Genomic DNA, 18,843 nt, shown 5'->3' with positions numbered 1-18,843 from the left:
AAGGAAAGCGCCCCATGCCACGCGCACCGCTGAGACCCTTCCGCCTCGTCATGCTCATCGCAGCCCTCGCGCTGGTCGCGGCCGGCGCCCACTTTGCCTGGACCGAGACCAGAAGCATCCGCGTCGCGGACACCGGGCAGTACATCGGAGCCCTCCAACCGGTGGACGCCCCGGTCTACGTCACCTTGCCCGCCGGCGTGCCGCTGCAGACGATCCTCGTGGAAAACGGCGATACCGTCCGAAAGGGGGAGACAGTGGCCCTCGTCGACCGAAAAGAGCTGGAGAGTGCCATCAGCGAAGCCCGGTTTCGCCTAGAAGCGGATCGCGCACTGATGCGTTGCTTCGGCCAGCTGAGCCGGCCAGGCGGACGCGTGCCGCCCAGTGAGGGCGTGGCAGGCTCCACGGCACCGTTCCGGCTTCTCTCCGCGTTGCGGCGCTGCGAGGAAGCGGATCAGTCGATCCAGGCCCTCGAAGACAAGCTGGCGGCGAAGGCGCAGCGGCTGGACACCCGGGTCGAAATTGCCCAACGGCGCAAGAAGCTGCTGGTGCAGGCGGCGCGCAACCCGGAGCTGCCGATCTCCGAGCGGGAAGCGCTTGCGAAGGCTGCCATAGAGGCCGACACCGAGATCGCCGATCTGGAAGACGCCAGGAGCCGTCTCCTTGAAGAGGGCGAAGCCGAGCTGAAGAGCCGCCGCCTTGAAATCGCGGAAGAATTTGCTGCTCTTGGCGAATCGGTCCGCTCCGCGGAACGCCAGCTGCGCCTGATGGAGCGTTTCCTTGAATCCCCGCGCCTGACGGCTCCTTCCGACGGTGAGGCGCAGGGCGTCAGGACGCGTTCGGCACTTGCCGCACCCAGCGAAGATCTGCCGTTGATGCGCCTGTCCCACCCGGATCCCCAGGCCTACGACATCCGCTTTCGCATCAGCGAACGCGAGGCTGTCTACATCCCTGCCGGCGCTCAGGTGCGCATCGTGCCGATGGGCGCGATGCACGGGCGCCTGCCCCTGACCGGCACGATCTCCGGTTTCCTTCCGATGTCCGATGGTGAGGCTACAGGCGATACGGAAAGCGATAACACGGTCATCGCGACCGTGGCTCTCAGCGAAGACAGCATCAAACGCATGGCCAACCGTTACAAGGGCCTCGCCTTTGCCGGCGAAGGTTCGGCCAGCCACATCACCGTGGAACTCGCGCCCGTTCCCCTTGGCGATCTGATCCAGGGCACCACCGAAAGGCTCGGCTGGGCCGAAGGCCTCCTGCGCTTTGCCTTCTGAAGGCCGGCGGACAAGGCGGGCGAAGCCCCCCGGGGGGCGCGCGGGATGAACAACGGCTGCGACGCTCGCACAAGGCCAAGGCAGATGATGGATGCGCTTTCGCCCGTGGCCAGCCCCGATGGCCTCCCCACTGGGCAGGATTGGAGCATCCGGCTTGAGATCGCTGCGACGCATAGGCCAGCCGCCACACGCTGCCCTGATCTTTTCCGGAACGGGCCGACCGCGGCAAAAACCGCTCCGCAAACCGGGCCGCAAACTGGCCTGCTGGCGGCTTTTTCTCTGACGTTGATTTGATTGGTACGGGCGGCCGGGCTCGAACCGGCACGGCCTTGCGGCCTGAAGATTTTAAGTCTTCTGTGTCTACCATTCCACCACGCCCGCGGAAGGTGCAAACAGGGGCGACAATAGCCAACGCTCCGGCAGTGTAAACCGGCTTTCGTGCCCCGGATGTTAAAGCCACATCGCGTGGATTGCCCGACCCCAGCCCTCTTCGTGCGGGCCCCGGCGAGGGGCACCATCGCTTGCCCTCCCCCCAATCGTGAGGCACATCCTTTGCGCCGCGCGCCGGCGCGGCGCGAGGCCGGGCGTCAGCGCGGATCGCGCTTGACCGATCATGCGGCCTCGGGCAGCGTCCGGGCATGTTTCCGATCCGCGATCACAACCCCTCGCAAAGGCCGCCTGTCGTCACCCTCGCCTTGATTGCAGCCAACGTGCTGATCTTCCTTGGCTATTGGGGCCTCTTGGCGGATCCCTTCGCCACCGCGGCCTTCTATGACCGCTGGGCCATGCGACCGGGTGAGATCGTATCCGGGCAGGATCTGCACACGCTGCTGACATCGATGTTCCTGCATGGCAGCGTGATGCACCTGGCCGGCAACATGCTTTTCCTCTGGGTCTTCGGCGACAACCTCGAAGACACGCTCGGGCACCTGCGCTTTCTGCTCTTCTACCTGCTCTGCGGGGTCGCGGCCGCCTTCGCCCACGTGCTTGCCGCCCCCGCCTCGGGCATTCCGACCGTCGGGGCCTCGGGCGCGATCGCCGGCGTGATGGGCGGGTATCTGCTGCTCTACCCGAAGGCGCGGGTGGACGTGCTCTTCATCTTCATCGTGGTGTTCAAAATCATCCCGATCCCCGCCTGGGTCGTGCTCGGGGTCTGGCTCGGGCTGCAGCTGTTCAACGGCATCGCGACGGACATCACGGGCGGCGGCATCGCCTACTGGGCCCATGCCGGCGGTTTCGCCATCGGTTTCGTTGCGCTGCTGCCCTTCTGGCTCAACCGCGGCGGCCCGGCCTACTGGCGCAGGCACGGCGGCCACCCGCCCCACCCGGAGGCGAGCTACAGCCTCAGCCCGAGCCGCATACCCACCGTAAGGAGACGACGATGACCCACACCCTGACCTGCCATTGCGGCGCGGTGGAACTGCGCGTGCGCCTGAGCGACGGTCTCAACACCATGCGCCGCTGCGACTGCTCCTTCTGCCGGCGGCGCGGGGCCATCGCGGCCTCGGCCCCGCTGGACGGGATCGAAGTCCTGCGCGGCGCGGACAACCTGACGCTCTACCAATGGGGCACGGGCACCGCGAAGCACTATTTCTGCAGAACCTGCGGCATCTACACCCACCACCAAAGGCGCTCGAACCCCGAGGAATACGGGGTGAACGTGGGGGCACTGGAAGGGGTGAACCCCTCCGAACTGGGTGAGATTCCGTGGTCGGACGGGGTGAACCACCCCTCCGACCGGTAGCGATCAGGCGTTGCGGATCACCTTGGCGAACTGGTTGAAGATCGCCTCGTTGCCGCAGATCAATTCGCCGTCGTCCAGAATGTTGCCGTCTTCGCGCAGCGGCTCCACGAGGCCGCCGGCCTCTTTCACCAGCAGCAGGCCGGCCGCGACATCCCACGCATGCAGGGAGCGCTCCCAGTAGCCGTCGTAGCGGCCGGCGGCCACGTAGGCCAGGTCCAGCGCGGCGGAGCCCCAGCGGCGCACGCCGGCGCAGGCCGGCAGCAGCCGGGCGAGATCCTGAAGCGTTTCGGGCAGGTCGGGGCGGGTTCCGAAGGGCAGCCCCGTGGCGAACACGCATTCGATCATCGAACGGCGGCCGGAAACGCGCAGTCGGCTTTCGTTCATCCAGGCACCGGCGCCCTTCTCGGCGAAGAACAGCTCGTCCTTCGCGGCATCGAAGATCACCGAGGCCACGATCTCGCCCTTGTGCTCAAGCGCGATCGAAATGGCCCAATGCGGCAGCCCGTGCAGGAAGTTGGAGGTGCCATCAAGCGGATCCACGATCCAGCGGCGGGTCGGATCCGCGCCCTCGATCGGCTTGCTTTCCTCGCCGACCCAACCGTAGTTGGGGCGCGCCGTCATGAGCTCTTCCTTGATGATCGCCTCGGCGGCCACGTCGGCACGGCTTACGAAATCCCCGGCCCCCTTCATGGAGACCTGGAGGTTTTCGACCTCGCGGAAATCCTTCACCAGAGAACGGCCGGCCTTGCGGGCGGCTTTGATCATAACGTTGAGATTGGCACTGCCTTGCATCGGGGGGCGCTCCTTTGTCAGGCCGCGCGTATACGCCGAAGATGCGGATTTGCCAAGCCTTCCGCGCTGCGCCCGCTGCAAGGCCGGCTTGCGCCTGCCGCAGCGTCACATCCGCTGCAGCTTCACCGGCTCGGTGCGCGCCAGCCGGATCAGGTGCGCCATGTAGGGCTTCTGCGCGTCATCGGAACGGATCGCCGCGTAAAGCCGCTTGGTCAGCCCGTGTTCGGTGATCGGCCGGGTGACATAATCGGAATTGTATTTCACCTCCCGCACCACCCAGTCGGGCAGCACGGCCACCCCGCGGTTAGAGGCCACCAGGAGCAGGATCACGGCCGTCAGCTCGGCCTGCCGGATGGCCTTGGGTTCCACCTTGGCGGGCGTCAGAAGCTCGGTGAACACATCGAGGCGGGAGCGGTCCACCGGGTAGGTGATGAGCGTTTCCTCGCGGAAATCCTCGGCCACGACGAAGGGCTTCTGGGCCAGCGGGTTCTGCGCGGAGGCGACGAAAACGGGCTCGTAGTCGAACAGCGGCGAGAATTCCACGCCGTCGAGCTTCTCCGGATCGGAGGAGACCACGAGATCCACGTCTTCCTTCTGCAGCGCGGGAAGCGCGTCGAAGGCGAGGCCGGGGCGGATGTCCACGTCCACGTCCGGCCAGGCCTTGCGGAATTCTTCGAGCACGGGAAAGAGCCATTCGAAACAGGCATGGCATTCGATGGCGATGTGCAGCCGGCCCGAACGGCCCGATTGCAGCCCGGCGAAATCCTGTTCCAGCGCCTCGATCTCGGGCAGGATCTTCTCGGCCAGCCGCAGCAGCTTCATGCCCGCCGGTGACAGGCGCATGGGCTTGGAGCGGCGGATGAACAGCTCGACCCCCGCCTGATCCTCAAGGCCCTTGATCTGGTGGGACAGCGCGGATTGCGTGATGTGCAGAAGCTCCGCCGCGCGGGCCAGCCCGCCGGCTTCATGGATCGCCTTGATCGTGCGCAGATGCCGGAATTCCAGGTGCATACTGCAATCAACCTCATATTGATGATGAGAATTATGAATTTGTTTCACTGTTAGCGAAATGCGAAAAGGCTGGCAACGCCAACGAGGATTCCCATTCATGACATCGCCCCGCATCTCCTTCGAGTTCTTCCCGCCGCAGACGCTGGATGCCTCTTTCCGCCTGTGGGAAACGGTGCAGATGCTGGCGCCGCTGGCGCCGGAGTTCGTTTCGGTCACCTACGGCGCGGGGGGCACCACCCGCGATCTGACCCATGACGCCGTGCAGACGATCCACACCCACTACGGTCTCAACGTGGCCGCCCACCTGACCTGCGTGAACGCCTCCCGCGCCGAAACGCTCGAAATCGCCGAAGCCTATGCCGAAGCCGGCGTGACCGAGATCGTGGCGCTGCGGGGCGATCCGCCCAAGGGCGAAGGCCGCTTCACGCCGCACCCCGAGGGCTTCGCCAATGCCTGCGAGCTGGTCGAGGCGCTGGCCGCGACGGGCAAGTTCAAGCTGCACGTGGGGGCCTACCCCGAGAAGCACCCCGAGGCCGAAAGCGTGCAGGCCAACGTGGACTGGCTGAAGCGCAAGATCGACGCCGGCGCGGATTCCGCGATCACCCAGTTCTTCTTCGAAGCCGAGACCTTCTTCCGCTTCCGCGATGCCTGCGAGAAGGCCGGCATCGACGCGCCGATCATCCCCGGCATCCTGCCGATCCACAGCTGGAAGGGCGTGCGCAACTTCGCCACCCGCTGCGGCACCTCGGTGCCGGCCTGGCTGGATGACGCCTTCGAAAAGGCCATCCGCGACGGGCGCGAAGAGCTGCTCGCCACCGCCCTCTGCACCGAGCTCTGCTCCGAGCTGATCGAGGGCGGCGTGGAGCATCTTCAGTTCTACACGCTCAACCGCCCCCACCTGACCCGCGACGTCTGCCACGCCCTCGGCATCACCCCGGACGTGAGCCTCGAAAAAGTGGCATGAGGCGGCGCATGGCCGATTGAACCGATCGGTCCAGCCGCCTAGGCTCCGGCAGGCAGGAGGAGCCATGCCCGAGCCATTTCACGCCACATCCCCGGACGATCTGCTGACCCCGGAACAGATGCTTTCAATGCCCGGGGTCGCATTCCTGCGCGGCATTCTCGAAGGCCGCTACCCGGCACCCCCCATCTCGAAAACGCTGAACTACCGGCTGCGGGAAGTGGAGGAAGGGCGCGTCGTGTTCCGCGGCGCCCCGCTCTTTGACGCCTTCAACCCGCTGGGCACCACCCACGGCGGCTGGTATGCCACGATCCTCGACAGCTGCGTGGCCTGCGCCGTGCAGAGCCGGCTGCCCAAGGGCTCCGGCTACACCACGCTCGAGCTGAAAGTGAACATCATCAGGAGCATACCGCTCGGCATGGAAGTCGATGCCATCGGCATCTGCCAGCACGCGGGCCGCTCCACCGGGGTGGCCAGCGGCGAGATCCGCGGCGTGCAGGACGGCCGGCTCTACGCCACCGCCTCCACAACCTGCATCGTGCTGAACGGGCCGCGCCCCTCAGGGTGAGGTCAGCACGACCTTGGCCTTGGCCTTGGGCAGATGCGCCCGTGCCGTCGGGTGAACGCTTTCGGACACGTCCTGCCCGATCGTGCGCTTCCTGCGCGCCAGGAACAGCTTGCCCCAGCCCCGGTTCATCCCCACCGAGGGCGCATCGGGATCGCAGGGAAACCGGGCGCGCCAGTCCTCCGGCAGGGCGACGCCGCAGGCTTCAAGCTTCTCCAGCATCCAGACCAGCGGGATGTTGGACAGCGGGCGCGCCGCGGTGAAACCGCCGAGCTGCCCGCCCACGTCGCCGTGGGCCCCGCGGAACCACACCTGCTCCACGTCGCCGGCAAAACCCGGCGGGCACTCCCAGAGCACCGGGGCGAAGGCCTCGCGGGTTTCGTCCATGGCCAGCGCCTGGTAGCCGTGGCGGATGCTGGCGCCGAGCTGGTGGTTGTGGAAGGCATGCTGCTTCTCGGTGAGCCGCCAAAGGAGCGGCACGCGCAGGCCCAGCGCCTTCACCGTATCCCAGACCCCGACCATCTCGATCTCGACGTGGGGGTGGCAGTAGAGCCGCGAGAAGACGCGGGCGGCGTCGGACTCCGGGGCGCGTTCGTAGTGGCGGTAGGCCTGGCGGATGTGGCGCACGGTGGCGAACTGCGGGGTGAGCAGGCCGATCCTGTCGATGATCCCGGCCAGCGAGCGCACCGCGTAGGCGCCGCGCGAGTAGCCGAGCAGGAAGATGCGATCCCCCGGACGGTAGCGTGAGGCGAGAAAGCCGTAGGCGCGGCGGATCTTGCGGTTGGTGCCCCTGCCCTGGATCACGTCGCTGGTGGAGCGCCAGTTGACCCATTGAATCCCGGAATCGTAGTAGAGCGAGAGGCCGGGATCGGGCGGCAGGCTGGCCAGCAGCTTGTAGGTCAGCCCGGCGTTGCTTTCGCAGCCCGGCTCCAGCGAAGACATGGTGCCGTCGATGATGATCACGTGATCGACGGGCCCCCGCGCCTTGCGCAGGGGGGCCTGCCGGACGGGTGGCGCCAGCCCGAGCCAGCGCCGGATGCGATCACGCAGCCGCAATCTCGCCTTTCTCCTCGTTCAGCATCTGCCAGACGCGGTGCGGCGTGAAGGGCATGTCCGCCCGCCGCACGCCGGCGCAGCGCAGCGCGTCCATCACCGCGTTGGCGACGGCGGCCATGGAGCCGACGGTGCCGGCCTCGCCGCAGCCCTTCATGCCCAGCACGTTGGCCGTGGAGGGCACGCCTTCGGTGGTGAAGCCGACCATGGGCACATCCTGCGCGCGGGGCATGCCGTAGTCCATGAACGTTGCCGTGAGCAGCTGGCCCGTCTCGTCGTAGACGACATGTTCCGTGAGCGCCTGGCCCAGCCCCTGCGCCACGCCGCCATGCACCTGGCCCTCCACGATCATCGGATTGAGAAGATTGCCGAAATCATCGGTCACCGTGTAGCGAACCACCTGCACGAGCCCGGTATCGGGATCCACCTCCACCTCCGCCACATGGGCGCCGTTGGGGAAGGAGCGCCCCGGAAGCTCGGTGGTGGCGGAATGGCTGAGCAGATCGCTGCGCCCGGCGGCGCGGGCCATCTCGGCGGCTTCCAGCATGGTGCAGGTCTGGTTGGTGCCCTTGGCGCGGAATTTCTCGTCGTCGAAGGAGATCGCCTCCGGCGGAACGTCGAAGGCCTCGGCGAGGAAGGGCGTGAAGGCCTCGATCATCTTGGACACCGCGCCAAGCGTGGCCGTGGCCTGCGTCGTGCCGGAGCGCGATCCGCCGGTGCCGCCGCCCTTGGCGATGCGGTCGCTGTCGCCCTGCACGAAGTTGATCTTCTCGGGCGGAATGCCGGTGTGATCCGCGAGGAAACGGGTGAAGGCGGTTTCATGCCCCTGCCCGTTGGACTGCGTGCCCACGTAGATCGTGGCGGTGCCGTCCTCCTCGAAATCCACCCGGGCCGTTTCCTGCGGATCGCCGAGGATGGATTCGATGTAGTAGCAGAGCCCGAGCCCCCGCAGCTTGCCGGCGGCCTCCGAGGCCGCGCGGCGGGCGGCAAAGCCGGCACGGTCGCATTCGGCCTCGACGCGATCGAGCACCCGCTCGAAATCGCCCACGTCGTAGATCTCGCCGGTGGAGCTGGTGTAGGGGAAGGCCGAGGGCTTGATGAAATTCTTGCGGCGCAGCGCCCAGGGATCTTCGCCCAGATCGGCGGCGGCGTAGTCCATCGCCCGCTCCAGCGCATAGATCGCCTCGGGCCGGCCCGCGCCACGGTAGGCGTCCACCTGCGTGGTGTTGGTATAGACGCCCTGCACGTGCAGGTAGGTGTCCTGCACGTCGTAGGTGCCCATGAGCACCTTGGCGAAAAGCTCCGTCTGGATCGCCTGCGCGAAGCCGGAGTTGTAGGCGCCGAGGTTGCAGGTCGAGCGCACGCGGTAGGCCAGCAGCCGGTGGTTCTCGTCGAAGCCCAGTTCGCAGACGGTCACCAGGTCGCGCCCGGCATTGTCGCTCAGCATCGCCTCGGTGCGGTCGGAGATCCAGCGCACGGGTTTTCCCAGCACCCGCGCGGCATGGGCGGTGACGAAATACTCCGGATACATGAAGGCCTTCATGCCGAAGCCGCCGCCCACGTCGGGGTTGGTGACGCGGATGTCGTCGGGGCGCATGCCGAGGTGCGCCGCGAGATCCTTCTTCGGCCCCCAGACCCCCTGCCCGTTCACGCAAAAATGCAGGCGCTTGCCGTCGAACTCCGCGAAGCAGCCGCGCGGTTCCATCGCGTTGGCGATGACCCGGTTGTCACCGATCTCGTAGGTCAGGTGATGGGCCGCGCCGGCGAGGGCGGCGGCCGTCCCGTCTTCGTCGCCGAGGCCCCAGTCGAAGGCGATGTTGTCGGGCGCCTCGGGGTGGATCTGCGCCCCGCCGGGGCGGGGCTCGACATGCACGTCCAGCTCGTCGAAGTCGAAGCCGATCAGCTCGGCGGCATCCTTGGCCTGTTCGGGCGTTTCCGCGATCACCGCGGCGATCGCCTCGCCCACGAAGCGCACCCGGCCGTGCGCGAGGATCGGGCGCTCCGGGTCGGCGCCCTTGGAGCCGTCCCGGTTGCGCACGAGATGGCCGTCCATGCCGAGCTTCACGCCGGCGTCCAGAAGATCCTGCGCGCAGAGCACCAGATGCACGCCGGGCGCGTTGCGGGCCTCCTCCAGATCAAGCGCTGTGATCTCGGCGTGGGCCACGGGCGAGCGCAGGAAGAAGGCGTGCAGCGCGCCGGCGGGGGCAAGGTCGCCCACGTAGCGGCCCGTGCCCTTGAGAAACCGCGTGTCTTCCACCCGCTTCACGGGCTGGCTCTTGCCGAACTTGTCCATCGGGGCTCTCCCTGCTTGCGCCGTTCCGGCGAACTGTAACCCCCTTGCCCGCGGTGTCCAGAGCGGATGGCCGCGGATCGGCCACCGCGGCCCCGGCCCCGCCGGCCCGCGCGGCCCTGCTGCCTCTTTCCCTCGCAGCCCGCTTTCTGTAGAGAACCCGGGACGCGAGAAAAAACACGTGGGACCACCCGAAATGGCCATGGAAAAAACCTTCGACGCCGGCGCCGCCGAGGCCCGGATCTATGAAAAATGGGAAGAGGCGAAAGCCTTCGCCGCAGGCGCCAACGCCAAGCCCGGCGCGGAGACCTTCTCGATCATGATCCCGCCCCCGAACGTGACGGGCGTGCTGCACATGGGCCATGCGTTCAACAACACCCTGCAGGACATCCTGATCCGCTGGAAACGGATGCAGGGTTACGACACGCTCTGGCAGCCCGGCACCGATCACGCCGGCATCGCCACTCAGATGGTGGTGGAGCGTGAACTGGCCAGGAACCAGCAGCCTTCCCGCGCCGAACTGGGCCGCGAAGCGTTTCTCGAGAAGGTCTGGGAGTGGAAGGCGCAGTCCGGCGGCACCATCATCAACCAGCTCAAGCGGCTCGGGGCCTCCTGCGATTGGGATCGCACCGCCTTCACCATGTCCGGCGCCCCCGGCGCGCCCGCCGATGAGGCCGGGGGCAACTTCCACGACGCGGTGATCAAGGTCTTCGTCGACATGTACGAAAAGGGCCTGATCTACCGCGGCAAGCGGCTGGTGAACTGGGATCCCCATTTCGAAACCGCGATTTCCGATCTCGAAGTGGAGAACATCGAGGTCGCCGGCCACATGTGGCACTTCAAGTATCCGCTCGCCGACGGCGTGACCTACACCTACGTCGAGAAAGACGAGGACGGCAACGTGGTGCTGGAGGAGGAACGCGACTACATCTCCATCGCCACCACGCGCCCCGAAACCATGCTGGGCGACGGCGCCGTGGCCGTGCACCCCGACGATGAACGCTATGCGCCGATCGTGGGCAAGCTCTGCGAAATCCCCGTGGGCCCGAAGGAGCACCGCCGCCTGATCCCGATCATCACCGATGAATACCCGGATCCCGATTTCGGCTCCGGCGCGGTGAAGATCACCGGCGCCCATGACTTCAACGACTACCAGGTCGCCAAGCGCGCCGGCATCCCGATGTATCGCCTGATGGACACCAAGGGCGCTATGCGCTCCGACGGGGCGCCCTACGCCGAGGAGGCCGCCAAGGCCCAGGCCCACGCCCGGGGCGCGGCGTTCACCGAAAACGAGGTCGATGCGATCAACCTCGTGCCGGACGATCTGCGCGGGCTGGATCGCTTCGAGGCCCGCAAGCGGGTGGTCGAACAGATCACCGCGGAAGGGCTCGCGGTGATGACGATTTTTTTTTTCAAGCAGAAGACGGCATACGAGATCGAGGTCTCCGTGCCGCTCGTGGAGAACAAGCCGATCATGCAGCCCTTCGGCGATCGCTCCAAGGTGGTGATCGAGCCGATGCTCACCGACCAGTGGTTCGTGGACACCGCCAAGATCGTCGGCCCGGCGCTGGACGCGGTGAAGAACGGCACCGTGAAGATCATGCCCGAGAGCGGCGAGAAGACCTATTACCACTGGCTGGAGAACATCGAGCCCTGGTGCATCTCCCGCCAGCTCTGGTGGGGGCACCAGATCCCGGTGTGGTTCGATGCCGAAGGCAACCAGTATTGCGCGGCCACCGAGGCCGAGGCGCAGGCGAAGGCCGGCGAGGGCGTGGCGCTCACCCGCGATCCCGACGTGCTGGACACCTGGTTCTCCTCCGGCCTCTGGCCGATCGGCACGCTCGGCTGGCCCGAGCAGACGGAGGCGCTGGAGAAATACTTCCCCACCTCCGTGCTGGTGACGGGGCAAGACATCCTCTTCTTCTGGGTCGCCCGGATGATGATGATGCAGTTGGCCGTCGTCGATCAGATCCCGTTCCACGATGTCTACCTCCACGGCCTCGTGCGCGATGCCAAGGGCAAGAAGATGTCCAAATCCACCGGCAACGTGATCGACCCGCTGGAGCTGATCGAGGAATACGGTGCCGACGCGCTGCGCTTCACCAATGCGGCCATGGCCTCCATGGGCGGCGCGCTGAAGCTCGATACCCAGCGCATCGCCGGCTATCGCAACTTCGGCACCAAGCTCTGGAACGCCGCGCGCTTCGCCGAGATGAACCAATGCGTGCCCAGCGCGGATTTCGATCCGACCTCTGTGCGGCAGACGGTGAACAAATGGATCATCGGTGAAACCGCCAAGGCGCGCATCGCCACCGACGAAGCGCTCACCGGCTACCGTTTCAACGACGCCGCCACCGGGCTCTATGCCTACGTGTGGAACGTGGTGTGCGACTGGTACGTGGAATTCGCCAAGCCGCTCCTGAACAGCGAGGACGAGGCCATCGTGGCCGAAACCCGCGCCACCATGGCCTGGGTGATCGATCAATGCCTGATCCTGCTGCACCCGATCATGCCCTTCATCACCGAAGAGCTCTGGGGCGCGATCTCGCAGGAGCGCGCCACGATGCTGGTGCACGCGCCCTGGCCGACCTACGGCACGGAGCTGGTGGATGCCGATGCCGACCGCGAGATGAACTGGGTCGTGGGCCTGATCGAGAGCATCCGCTCCACCCGCGCCGAGATGCACGTGCCCGCGGGCGCCAAGATCCCGATGGTGCAGCTGGAACTCGACGAAGCCGGCAAGGGCGCCTGGGCGCGCAACGCGGCCCTGATCCTGAAGCTGGGCCGCATCGAAGCGCTGAGCGAGGCCGCCGAAGCCCCGAAAGGCGCGGTGACGATCGCCGTGCCGGGCGGCACCTTCTGCCTGCCGCTGGCCGACATCATCGACGTGGCCGAGGAAAAGGCCCGGCTCGAAAAGACACTGGGCAAGCTCGCCAAGGAGATGGGCGGCCTGCGCGGGCGGCTGAACAACCCGAAATTCGTGGCTTCGGCCCCGGAAGAGGTGGTCGAGGAGAGCCGGGCGCTTCTCGCCGAGAAGGAAGGCGAAGAGGCCAAGCTGAGGGCCGCGCTGGCGCGGCTCGCCGAAATCGGCTAAGGCCTGATCGGGCGCCCCACGGGGCGCCCTTTTTCCTTCCGCCGCAAGGATTTGCCCCATGGCCGCCAAACACGCCTTCAGCCGTTTCGATGCCCTGCTGTTCCTGGGCGGCATCACCGCGCTCTCCGCCGTCACCACCGACATCATCCTGCCGGCGACGGGCGTCGTGGCCCGCGAATTCGCGGTCGAGGAGCGGCTCGGCGCCCTGCTCGTGGCGGCCTACTTCCTGGCCTATGCCGTGGGGCAGATGTTCTGGGGCCTGTTCTCGGATGCCTACGGGCGCCGGCGCGCGCTGGTGGTGTCGCTCGTCGGCTTTTCGGCGGCGAGTTTCGCCTGCGCCTGGGCCCCCGATTTCAAAACCCTCATCGCCCTGCGCGTGCTGCAGGGGCTGATGGCGGGCACCCCGGTGATCGCCCGCGCCATGGTGCGCGACGTGGCCAGGGGCAGCGAGGCGGGGCAGCTGATGAGCATCCTCGCCGCGATCCTCACCGCCGGCACGATGATCGCGCCGGTTCTCGGCTCCGGCCTGCTCGTGCTCTTCGACTGGCCCGCCATGTTCATCGGGCTGGGACTGATGGGCCTGGCCTTCCTCGCCTACGGCCTGTTTGCGCTCGAAGAGACGGGGCAGCGCCGGCCCGAACGCTTTTCCTTCGGCTTCGTGGGCTCCGCCGGCCGGCGCCTGCTGGGCATGCGCGCGTTTCTGCAACCGATGCTGCTGGGCGGTTTCACCTTTGCCGGCTATGCCTCGATCCTCTCGATGGGGGCCGTGATCACCGAAGAGGCCTATGGCGTATCGCCGGCGGCGTTTGGTTCGATTTTTGCAATTGCGGCGCTGGCCAACCTGTTCGGCGCCGTCACCGTGAACAGATATCTGAAAGGCCGGTCCCTCCCGGACGGGCTGCGGCTCGCCGTGATCGTGCTGGCCGCCGCCGCCGCGGTGAACGGCGTGCTGACGCTGTTTGCGCCGCCCCTGCCCCTGTTCTGGCTGGCGGTCTGTTTCTACGTCTACGCCTTCGGGATGGTCTTTCCGCTGTCGATCTCCTCGGCGCTGGAGCCTGCCGGGGACACCCCCGGCTTCGCCTCTTCGCTGCTGGGCACCATCCAGATGACGATCGGTGCCGGCGGGGCCGTCGGCGCGACGCTGCTTTATGATGGAAGCCACCGCGCCATCAGCCTGTCGATGCTGCTGGCGGGCCTGATCGGGCTGGCCTGCTACCGCTTCCTGCGCCCCGGGCCGACGGGCTGAGCATCCTTTCGCTCTTGCACCGGGGCCCGCGTTTCAGTTTTCTGCCGCCATGACATCACCGCGCCAGACCCCGCCCGCCTTCACGCCCCTCGTGGACAGCCTGCCCGCCACCGTGCCTTTCGTGGGGCCGGAAACGCAGGAGCGCGCGCGCGGGCGCCCCTTCGCGGCGAGGCTCGGCGCGAATGAAAGCCTCTTCGGCCCGTCGCCCAAGGCGATCGCCGCCATGGCCGCGGCGGCGGCCGAGGCGTGGATGTACGGCGATCCGGAAAACCACGATCTGAAGGCCGCGCTGGCCGCCCATCACGGCATCGCCCCCGAAAACATCGTCGTCGGCGAAGGCATCGACGGGCTCCTGGGCTATCTCGTGCGCCTCTTCATCGGCGCAGGCGACCCGGTGGTGACCTCCGCCGGCGCCTACCCCACGTTCAACTTCCACGTCGCGGGTTTCGGCGGCGCGCTGCACACGGTGCCCTACCGGAGCGATCACGAAGATCCCGAGGCGCTCCTTGCCAAGGCGCGGGAAACGGGCGCGAAACTTCTCTACCTCGCCAACCCGGACAACCCGATGGGCACGTGGCACCCGGCCGAAACCATCCGCGCCATGATCGAGACCCTGCCCGACGGCTGCCTCCTCGTGCTGGATGAAGCCTACGTTGAATTCGCCCCCGAGGGCACCGCCCCGCCCCTTGCGCCGGAGGATCCCCGCGTGATCCGGATGCGCACCTTCTCCAAGGCCTACGGCATGGCCGGCGCGCGGGTGGGCTATGCGATCTGCGCACCCGAACTGGCCGGCGCCTTCAACAAGATCCGCAACCACTTCGGCGTCAACCGCATCGCCCAGGCCGGCGCGCTGGCGGCGCTGGCAGACCAGCGCCATCTGCAAGAGGTGGTTTCGGAGGTTGAAGCTGCCCGCAGTGAGATCGGCAGGATCGCCGCCGACAACGGGCTCACTGCCCTGCCCAGCGCCACGAATTTCGTGACCGTGGACTGCGGGAAGGACGGGGATTACGCCCGCCGGGTGCTCGCGGAACTGATCGCGCGGGATATTTTCGTGCGGATGCCTTTCGTGGCCCCTCAGGATCGCTGCATCCGGATTTCAGCGGGCCGCCGGCAGGACCTGGCCAAGGTTGCCGAGGCGCTTCCGCAGGCGCTGAAGGCCGCCGAGGCATAGCGCCCGCGCAAAAGTGACTTCCCGGGAAGCCCCGCTGCGCTAGAGTTGTCATCGTAGCAATCGGAGGCTCGTTTCGATGCGGGAGCACCCCGTCAAACCCGTGGAGAACTACACGACGCCGTTTCTCGTTTCGGCGGGAGTGCTGCTGTTTTCCACGCTGCTGGTGATCTGGGCCTGGCTCGGCCTGCTGGCCGCGCTGGCGATTTCCTGGGCGATGAACAAGCTTCTGGACTGGCGCCGCGCCCGCGCGTGAATGCCAGACCGCCTGGAAAGATCTACAACCAGTTTTCCAAGCACCAGACTGCCACAAAAGGGCTGCGCCTGACCGCCCCCATCGGGCAGGAACTGCCCGGCGTGCCGCCGAGCGTTCCCAAGCTACTCAAAAGGAAACCTGCTTCAGATCGGCGCTTCCGCCAGGACCCGCGTGGCTGCGTCCAGCGCGCCCTTGCCGTGGGGGATGTCGAGCGCGCGCAGGCCGGTTTCGATGGAGCCGAGCACGCCCAGCACCATGTGGCTGTTCACATGGCCCATGTGGCCGATGCGGAAGAAGCCGTGCCACGCCGGATCCTTCGGGTCGGCCATGCCCAGCCCGATCCCAAGCGTGACACCCGCATTCCGCGACATCCAGTTGCGCAGATCCGTGCCCGAGGGCGTGCCCATCCGCACCGCCGTCACCGCATGGCTGCGCAGGGCCGGATCGGCGATGTTCATCTCGATCGGGCCATCCTGCCCCCAATGTTCCAGCGCCGCCCAGATCGCGCGGGCGAGCACCGCGTGCCGTGCCCAGACGTTCTCGATACCTTCTTCGTGCACGATCATCGTGAGCGCCTCGCGCAGGCCATACAGGTGGTGCGTCGGGGCGGTGCCGCAGAAATACTGGTAGAATTCCGCCGGATCGGCCCGCTGTGTCCAATCCCAGTAGGAAGAGACGATCTCTACCCGCTTGCGGGCCTGCGCCGCCTTCTCGTTGAAGAAGACGAAGGCCATGCCCGGCGGGGTCATCAGCCCCTTCTGGCAGCCGGCCAGCATCACGTCCACGCCCCAGGCATCCATCTCGAACACGTCGCAGCCGAGGCTTGCCATGCAATCGGCCATCAGCAGCGCCGGATGCCCCGAGGCGTCCATCGCCTTGCGCAGGCCGGCGATGTCGTTGCGCACCGAGGTGGAGGTGTCCACCTGCACCGCCAGCACCGCGCGGATCTCGCCGGCGGCATCGGCCCGCAGGCGGGCCTCCACCGCGTCGAGATCAAACGTCGCGCGTTTGCCGAAATCCATCACCTCCACGTCGATGCCCATGGCGCGCGCCATCTCGCCCCAGCCGTGGCCGAAGCGCCCCGTGGCCAGCACCAGCACCTTCTCGCCGCGGTTCACGACGTTGGCGAGCGCGGCCTCCCAGACGCCGTGGCCATTGGCGATGTAGATCGCCACCTTGTGCCGCGTGCGTGCCACCGCCTGAAGATCCGGGATCATTCCCGCCACCATCTCCACCAGTTCGCCGGTATAGATGTTGGGCGCCGGCCGGTGCATGGCCTGCAGCACGCGCTCCGGCATGACGGAGGGGCCCGGAATGGCGAGGTAATGGCGGCCGGAAGACAGGTTCATCACGGATCCTCTGCTTGAAGTCCGGGGCACCTTACGCCTCTGGAATGCGGCGTCAATCGGGGGGCCGCGCCGACGGGGCCGCCTTGCCTGCCCCCGCCATTGCCGCTAAGGGAAAGACGACGCCCAGACAAGGATGAGCCCTCTTGGCCGAAACCACTTCCCACGAACCCTATGCTTCCCGCGCGCTGCTGTCCCGGCTCTGGCGGGGCTACCTGCGCAAACACATCTGGTGGATGCTGCTGGCCGCCCTCTTCATGGTGATGGAGGGCAGCACGCTCGGCATCCTGAGCTACATGCTGCAGCCGATGTTCGATCTCGTCTTCGTCGGCGGCCGGGAGGATGCGCTCTGGTGGGTGGGCGGCGCCATCCTCGGCCTCTTCCTCGTGCGCGCGATCACCAACATCCTTCAGAAAACCATCCTGACACGGGTGGCTCAGGCCACCTCGACCGAGATGCAGAGCGATCTGGTGAAGCACCTGATGCGGCTCGACAGCACCTTCTTCCAGAAGAACCCGCCGGGCGCGCTGATGGAGCGCGTCCAGGGCGATACCGTCGCCGTGCAGGGGGTCTGGTCGGTGCTGATCTCGGGCGTGGGGCGCGACATGGTTTCGCTCGTGTCGCTCTTCGTGGTGGCCATCTCGATCGATTGGTTCTGGACGCTGCTGGCCCTGATCGCCACGCCGATCCTCGTGCTGCCCAGCGCCTACCTGCAACGCTACATCCGCAAGAAGGCCCGGCAGGCCCGCGAGCAGGCCAGCCTACGCTCCACCCGGCTGGACGAGATCTTCCACGGCATCAACCCGATCAAGCTGAACCGGATGGAGGACTACCAGGCCAACCGCTTCGATCGCATCGTGTACCGCATCGTGCGCGTCGAGGTGCGCACCGCGGCGATGCGCGCGCTGATCCCGGCCATGATCGACATCGTGACCGGCGTGGGCTTCTTCGGCGTGCTGATGGTCGGCGGGCAGGAGATCATCTCTGGCGAAAAGAGCGTCGGCGAATTCATGAGCTTCTTCACCGCCATGGCCCTGACCTTCCAGCCCCTGCGCCGCCTCGGCTCCATCGCCGGCACCTGGCAGGTGGCCGCGGCCAGCCTCGAACGGCTCTACCGCCTGTTCGACGAAAAGCCGACGATCCTCTCTCCGGCCAGGGCGGCCAAGCCGCTGCCGCTGGCCAACACCCGGATCCAGCTCGAAGACGTGCGCCTCTCCTATGGTGACGTGGAGGTGCTGCGCGGGGCCAGCTTCACCGCCGAGGCCGGCAAGACGACGGCGCTCGTGGGGGCCTCGGGCGCGGGAAAATCCACCGTCTTCAACGTTCTCACGCGCATCGTCGATCCCGCCTCCGGGCGGGTCACCATCGGGGGCACCCCGGTGGCGGACTACGCCCTGGGCGATCTGCGCAGCCAGTTCTCGGTGGTGACGCAGGACGCGCTGCTCTTCGATGAAACCATCCGCGAAAACATCACCCTGGGCCGCGAGGACATCGACGAGGCCGACCTGCGCGCCGCGCTCGATGCGGCCAGCGTGAGCGAGTTCCTTTCCAAGCTGCCGGAGGGCGTCGAAACCCATGCCGGGCCGCGGGGCTCGGCGCTTTCGGGCGGACAGCGCCAGCGCGTGGCCATCGCGCGGGCGCTGGTGCGCAACGCGCCGATCCTGCTGCTGGACGAGGCCACCTCGGCACTGGACGCCCAATCCGAGATCCAGGTGCAGAAGGCGCTGGAAACGCTCTCCGAGGGCCGCACGACGCTTGTCATCGCGCACCGGCTCTCCACCATCCGCGAGGCCGACAAGATCGTGGTGATGGATCAGGGCCGCGTGGTGGACGAAGGCACCCATGACGAGCTTCTGGCCCGTGGCGGCATCTATGCCGATCTCTACCGCCTGCAGTTCCGCACCGAGGAAAACCGCTAGGTCGTGAACTCATAAACGGGATTCCGTTTTTGGCGGTGTGATGATTCACTTTCGGAAACGGAGGTGAGCATGACGGGCAGACACGATGTGAGCGATGCGGAATGGGCGGTGATCTCGCCGCTGT

At 67.0% G+C, this 18,843-nt stretch carries 15 protein-coding genes and 1 tRNA gene; 10 read left to right on the top strand and 6 right to left on the bottom strand.

The window, feature by feature from the left end; all coding sequences use genetic code 11:
- The first annotated feature begins 14 nt into the window (after positions 1-14).
- Positions 15-1,274, top strand: a complete 1,260-nt coding sequence (locus tag PSA7680_RS16320) for an HlyD family secretion protein (protein ID WP_085869752.1) — start codon at positions 15-17, stop codon at positions 1,272-1,274.
- Positions 1,275-1,569: 295 nt separating this feature from the next.
- On the opposite strand, the gene PSA7680_RS16315 is transcribed toward PSA7680_RS16320, so the two are convergent.
- Positions 1,570-1,655, bottom strand: a tRNA-Leu gene (locus PSA7680_RS16315).
- Between the two features lie 257 nt (positions 1,656-1,912).
- On the opposite strand from PSA7680_RS16315, the gene PSA7680_RS16310 reads away from it, so the two are divergent.
- Positions 1,913-2,659 (top strand): rhomboid family intramembrane serine protease, encoded by a 747-nt coding sequence (locus tag PSA7680_RS16310; protein ID WP_085869751.1) that lies wholly within the window; start codon positions 1,913-1,915, stop codon positions 2,657-2,659.
- Positions 2,656-3,018, top strand: coding sequence for a GFA family protein (locus PSA7680_RS16305; RefSeq protein ID WP_085869750.1), 363 nt, complete (start codon positions 2,656-2,658; stop codon positions 3,016-3,018). The genes PSA7680_RS16310 and PSA7680_RS16305 overlap by 4 nt, the downstream gene beginning before the upstream one ends.
- Before the next feature lie 3 nt (positions 3,019-3,021).
- Here PSA7680_RS16305 and PSA7680_RS16300 read toward each other — a convergent pair whose 3' ends face one another.
- On the bottom strand, positions 3,022-3,810 hold the full coding sequence (locus PSA7680_RS16300) for an inositol monophosphatase family protein (RefSeq protein WP_085869749.1): 789 nt from the start codon (positions 3,808-3,810) through the stop codon (positions 3,022-3,024).
- 105 nt (positions 3,811-3,915) lie between these two features.
- Positions 3,916-4,821, bottom strand: a complete 906-nt coding sequence (locus PSA7680_RS16295; protein ID WP_085869748.1) for a LysR family transcriptional regulator — start codon at positions 4,819-4,821, stop codon at positions 3,916-3,918.
- A gap of 97 nt (positions 4,822-4,918) precedes the next feature.
- Between PSA7680_RS16295 and metF the strand changes: the two genes are divergently transcribed.
- On the top strand, positions 4,919-5,785 hold the full coding sequence (gene metF, locus PSA7680_RS16290; protein WP_085869747.1) for a methylenetetrahydrofolate reductase [NAD(P)H]: 867 nt from the start codon (positions 4,919-4,921) through the stop codon (positions 5,783-5,785).
- A gap of 64 nt (positions 5,786-5,849) precedes the next feature.
- Positions 5,850-6,350, top strand: coding sequence for a PaaI family thioesterase (locus PSA7680_RS16285; RefSeq protein ID WP_085869746.1), 501 nt, complete (start codon positions 5,850-5,852; stop codon positions 6,348-6,350).
- Here the strand turns inward: PSA7680_RS16285 and PSA7680_RS16280 are convergent.
- Both PSA7680_RS16280 and PSA7680_RS16275 read right to left on the bottom strand, forming a co-directional pair.
- Positions 6,342-7,403 (bottom strand): T6SS phospholipase effector Tle1-like catalytic domain-containing protein, encoded by a 1,062-nt coding sequence (locus tag PSA7680_RS16280; protein ID WP_085869745.1) that lies wholly within the window; start codon positions 7,401-7,403, stop codon positions 6,342-6,344. The two genes, PSA7680_RS16285 and PSA7680_RS16280, sit on opposite strands and share 9 nt — an antisense overlap.
- On the bottom strand, positions 7,390-9,693 hold the full coding sequence (locus PSA7680_RS16275; RefSeq protein WP_085869744.1) for a xanthine dehydrogenase family protein molybdopterin-binding subunit: 2,304 nt from the start codon (positions 9,691-9,693) through the stop codon (positions 7,390-7,392). Before PSA7680_RS16275 ends, PSA7680_RS16280 begins: the two co-directional genes overlap by 14 nt.
- A 193-nt stretch (positions 9,694-9,886) precedes the next feature.
- On the opposite strand from PSA7680_RS16275, the gene PSA7680_RS19205 reads away from it, so the two are divergent.
- From PSA7680_RS19205 to PSA7680_RS18790, 4 genes are all read left to right on the top strand, one after another.
- The gene (locus PSA7680_RS19205) at positions 9,887-12,784 is read left to right on the top strand and encodes a valine--tRNA ligase (RefSeq protein ID WP_085869743.1); all 2,898 of its coding nucleotides are present in this window, start codon (positions 9,887-9,889) and stop codon (positions 12,782-12,784) included.
- A 58-nt stretch (positions 12,785-12,842) separates the two neighbouring features.
- Positions 12,843-14,030 (top strand): MFS transporter, encoded by a 1,188-nt coding sequence (locus PSA7680_RS16265; protein ID WP_085869742.1) that lies wholly within the window; start codon positions 12,843-12,845, stop codon positions 14,028-14,030.
- 49 nt (positions 14,031-14,079) lie between these two features.
- The gene (locus tag PSA7680_RS16260; RefSeq protein ID WP_085869741.1) at positions 14,080-15,201 is read left to right on the top strand and encodes a pyridoxal phosphate-dependent aminotransferase; all 1,122 of its coding nucleotides are present in this window, start codon (positions 14,080-14,082) and stop codon (positions 15,199-15,201) included.
- Positions 15,202-15,277: 76 nt separating this feature from the next.
- Positions 15,278-15,454: a hypothetical protein gene (locus PSA7680_RS18790; RefSeq protein ID WP_176244166.1), complete on the top strand. Its 177-nt coding sequence runs from the start codon at positions 15,278-15,280 to the stop codon at positions 15,452-15,454.
- A 143-nt stretch (positions 15,455-15,597) separates the two neighbouring features.
- Here PSA7680_RS18790 and PSA7680_RS16255 read toward each other — a convergent pair whose 3' ends face one another.
- On the bottom strand, positions 15,598-16,803 hold the full coding sequence (locus PSA7680_RS16255; protein ID WP_085869740.1) for a pyridoxal-phosphate-dependent aminotransferase family protein: 1,206 nt from the start codon (positions 16,801-16,803) through the stop codon (positions 15,598-15,600).
- Between the two features lie 143 nt (positions 16,804-16,946).
- Between PSA7680_RS16255 and PSA7680_RS16250 the strand changes: the two genes are divergently transcribed.
- Positions 16,947-18,719, top strand: coding sequence for an ABC transporter ATP-binding protein (locus PSA7680_RS16250; RefSeq protein WP_370738568.1), 1,773 nt, complete (start codon positions 16,947-16,949; stop codon positions 18,717-18,719).
- Positions 18,720-18,843 lie beyond the last annotated feature (124 nt).

This window comes from Pseudoruegeria aquimaris (genome assembly GCF_900172235.1).
In the GTDB taxonomy this organism is placed as follows: domain Bacteria; phylum Pseudomonadota; class Alphaproteobacteria; order Rhodobacterales; family Rhodobacteraceae; genus Pseudoruegeria; species Pseudoruegeria aquimaris.
This window is presented reverse-complemented; position numbering and strand designations above follow the sequence as displayed.